Annotated in this window: 1 protein-coding gene; it reads left to right on the forward strand. The window is 77.9% G+C overall.

The genetic code is table 11. The features are described 5' to 3' along the window. A partial coding sequence (locus HMPREF3086_RS04190; RefSeq protein ID WP_070720298.1) for an FAD-dependent oxidoreductase occupies positions 1-648 on the forward strand: 648 nt, incomplete at both ends.

A 648-nucleotide genomic window follows, 5' to 3' on the forward strand; every position in this document is an offset into this window, starting at 1 on the left:
CCCGGTCCGGGGCCGCCGATGAGGTCGTCGTCCACGAGCCCGACGATTCCGGGCCCGGCGGCGTCCCCACCTCGGGCGCCGCGTGGGTCGCGGGCGGCATGCTCGCCCCGTTCAGCGAGGCGTGGCCGGGGGAGGAGGCGGTGTTCGCGCTCGGCGTGGACTCGCTCCGGAGGTGGCCGGGCTTCCTCGACGCGCTCGCCCCCCACGTCCCACCCGGTCCGCCCGTCCGCACGGCCGGGTACACGCACATGCTGGCGGTCGACGAGGCCGACGCCCGGGACCTCGACATGGCCATGGAGTGGGCGGCCAGCCAGCCCGACCCGACACGGGGCACCGACCCGGCCGGCACCAACGGCGGCGTCACCGAGGCCGATCTGCGTCGCGTGACCCGCCGCGAGCTCCGGGAGGCCGAGCCGTCCCTGGCCCGGGTCGCCCGCGCCGCCTACCGGATGGACTCCGAGGGCGCCGTCGACAACCGGGTCCTGCTCGCCGCCCTCACCCGTGCCTGTCGCGCCGAGGGAGTGACGTGGGTGCGCGGCGCCGTCGCCTCTCTCGACGACCTCGACGCGGACCGCGTCGTCCTCGCCGCGGGCACCGGCTCCGCCGACCTGGCGGGCCTGCCCGTGCGCCCGGTCAAGGGCGAGGTCC

Origin of the sequence: Dietzia sp. HMSC21D01, assembly GCF_001815995.1 — a bacterium.
Taxonomy (GTDB): domain Bacteria; phylum Actinomycetota; class Actinomycetes; order Mycobacteriales; family Mycobacteriaceae; genus Dietzia; species Dietzia cinnamea.